The organism is Acetobacter cibinongensis, assembly GCF_000963925.1.
GTDB lineage: Bacteria > Pseudomonadota > Alphaproteobacteria > Acetobacterales > Acetobacteraceae > Acetobacter > Acetobacter cibinongensis.
Genome location: NZ_BAMV01000119.1, coordinates 1 through 433 on the forward strand (window position 1 = coordinate 1; position 433 = coordinate 433).

A 433-nucleotide genomic window follows, 5' to 3' on the forward strand; every position below is an offset into this window, starting at 1 on the left:
CATCTTCTACCTTAAAGAATGAGTCCTGAGCCTAGTTCTGGGAGTTTTGCCTCTACTTCCTTGACCAGCATCGGCGCGCCCTGACTGTCATTTCGCCTGATCTGTTCCTTGGCCAACGTAAGATCGAACTTGGAGGGTTCGAAAAACCCTCTGGTTTTGGGCCTCTCTGTGTGATTCCATTCCCTCTGCGTTGATTTGGGGGGTATGGAAGATGAAGCAGTTGGGTTTCTTTGATGTTGAAGAGCGGCTTGCCCGGTTGAGCGGGCTGGGTGACCAGCTTGAAGCGTTTTCCCGGACTGTGGATTTTGAAGTCTTCCGTTCTGATCTGAACAAGGCTCTGGCCTATTCAGACGGCAGCAAAGGCGGTCTGAATTGCCCCGGGTTTTGTGGAGACAGCAAGACCTGTGAGGTAAGAAGAATTCATGAGCAACAA

Annotated in this window: 1 pseudogene; it reads left to right on the plus strand. The window is 51.0% G+C overall.

Annotated elements, in window-relative coordinates:
- Positions 1 to 211: 211 nt before the first annotated feature.
- Positions 212 to 433 (plus strand): annotated as a pseudogene (locus tag Abci_RS14035) (hypothetical protein); the annotation flags it as partial.